Annotated in this window: 4 protein-coding genes; 3 read left to right on the top strand and 1 reads right to left on the bottom strand. The window is 69.7% G+C overall.

Features of this window, described 5'->3' with window-relative positions:
* Positions 1-206 (bottom strand): hypothetical protein (locus tag MOV80_RS23215; RefSeq protein WP_249605555.1); only part of this gene is annotated, 206 nt, incomplete at its 3' end.
* Here MOV80_RS23215 and MOV80_RS23210 point away from each other — a divergent pair.
* The 3 genes from MOV80_RS23210 to MOV80_RS23200 all read left to right on the top strand — a co-directional run.
* The gene (locus MOV80_RS23210; protein ID WP_043593944.1) at positions 205-468 is read left to right on the top strand and encodes a PAAR domain-containing protein; all 264 of its coding nucleotides are present in this window, start codon (positions 205-207) and stop codon (positions 466-468) included. The genes MOV80_RS23215 and MOV80_RS23210 overlap by 2 nt on opposite strands.
* 1 nt (position 469) lies before the next feature.
* Positions 470-1,594 (top strand): hypothetical protein, encoded by a 1,125-nt coding sequence (locus MOV80_RS23205; RefSeq protein ID WP_019101608.1) that lies wholly within the window; start codon positions 470-472, stop codon positions 1,592-1,594.
* On the top strand, positions 1,591-1,941 hold a 351-nt coding region (locus MOV80_RS23200; protein ID WP_249605554.1), incomplete at its 3' end, for a hypothetical protein. The genes MOV80_RS23205 and MOV80_RS23200, both read left to right, overlap by 4 nt.

Here is a 1,941-nt window from a genome sequence, read left to right as displayed (position 1 = left end):
TGACCCGGACGCGCCGCCGTTTCCGCCGCGGCCGTGGTCATGGTGAGGCCGTTGTTTTCCATCAAACTTAATACATGCAGGAAGTCATGCTCATGGCCATCAGTCAACGCTGGAACTTGTCCGCGATCGCCTATTTCGCCGACTTCGTTTTCACCCTGCTCCGGAGCCGTTGACGCTCTCGACTTAAAGAAAGGGAAATCCTCCATGTCTCGCGTGATTCGTCAGGGCGACCGCCTCAGCAGCGGCGGCACGGTGTTGCAGGGCAGCGGCCTGGGCGGCCATCTCCAGCGGCCGCTGGCCCGCAAGGGCGACCCGGTGTTCTGCCCGCTGAAAGACCATGGCCACAACCGCATCGCCGAAGGCGCGGCGCACTGGCTGCTGGACGATATGCCGGTGGCGCTGGAAGGCCATCGCTGCGAGTGCGGCTGCACGCTGCTCAGCAGCAGCGACGGCATCGAGGTGCATTGAGATGCGCGCGCTGCCAAGCTTGCCCTTGTTGCCGCCGCCCAAGCGGCTGTCGCCATGGGCTTGGGCGACGGCGCTGCTGTTGTTCTGCGCCGCCGGCGCCGGCCTCACGCTATGGCGCTGGCCGACGGACGCCCCGACCAACACGCTGGAGTTCTGGTTCTGGACCGCGGCTTTCGGCCCGCTGCTGTGGGCCTTCCTGCTCTGTCTGCGCGGCGTCGCCTATTACTCGGCGGACAATGACGCCGTCTTCTTCAAGGAAGAGCTGACGCAACGCCAGCAATACTGGCTGGCCCATCACCGCCAGACGGCCAGCCTGGCCGCCTGGGCGCTGCTGACGCCGCAGGCCCGCGGCGAAGCGGAATGGGCGGCGCTGTGCGCGGCCGCCAAGCCTCCGCCGGCCGCGTCCTTGCGGCAACGACCGCCCGGCTGGGAAGCCGCGCCGGGTTACGCCGAGATAGAGACCCGCTTAGCCAGCCGGCTGGCGCTGGCCTTGCGGACGAGCCAATCCGGTCCCGACGTGCCGCTGGCCCTGGAACTGTACTGGCAAGGGACAGACACCGGCAGAACCCGGTTTGTCGATGCCTTGCTTGCCCATTGGCCCGGCTTGAGTGTGGGTTCGCTAAGGCGCTGGGAGTCCATGCAAACACTGGATGCCGCCATTGAACGGCTGCACACCCCGGCGGCGGACGGTTCCGTGCCGGCGGCGGTCTTGTGCGCCGGCCTGGCGCTGGACCCTCAGCAGCCGACGCGGCAGGCCGGTTTCGCCTGGCTGCTGCGCCGCCCCGGCCCCAACGACGCGGTGCGGCTGAGCCGCCCGGAATGGAGCGACGACGGCGAGGATGTCTGCGCCGGCGCAACGCGCAACGCCGAGCAAGCCCCGGCCGTCTGCCTGGGCCTGGACAAGTTGACGCCGACCGCGCCCCCCTGGCCAAGGCCGGACAAGGGCTTGCGGCCATGGTGGGACGGCCCGCCGGAGCTGGATGGCCCAGCGCTGTGCACGCTGGCCGCCATCCACGCCGCCGCCCAGCGGCAGCCCTGCGGCTGGCTGTTGCAAGCGCAAAACGTGCTTTACGCCGGGATGGCGCTGCCGGCGGCCTCACTCTCCAACAATAAGGACACGGCATGAGCGCACCTTCAAAACCCCATGGCCTGCTGATCATGCTGTTGGCGCTGGCGCTATTGCTCGTGTTGCTGGGCATCCCGCTATGGCTGTACCGCGACGCCTGGATCGGCGCCGACGCGGCCGCGGATGGCAGCCGCCCGGTCTGGTGGCCGCTGCTGTCCTTGGCCGCGGCCGGGCTGCTGGCTTACGGCCTGTATCGCCTGCTCAAGAAACAGGGCCTGCTGACCGGCCTGGAGCGAGTGCTGCGCTGGGGCGCGCCGCCGCCCCGGCTGCCGGATGCCGACGCGCCGGCCCCGCCCGCCCCCTGGGCCGGCCTGGAACGCGTGGCCCAACGCTGGCGCGAGCGCCCG

Source organism: Chromobacterium sp. IRSSSOUMB001, assembly GCF_023507765.1.
Classification (GTDB): Bacteria; Pseudomonadota; Gammaproteobacteria; order Burkholderiales; family Chromobacteriaceae; genus Chromobacterium; species Chromobacterium haemolyticum.
This window is presented reverse-complemented; position numbering and strand designations above follow the sequence as displayed.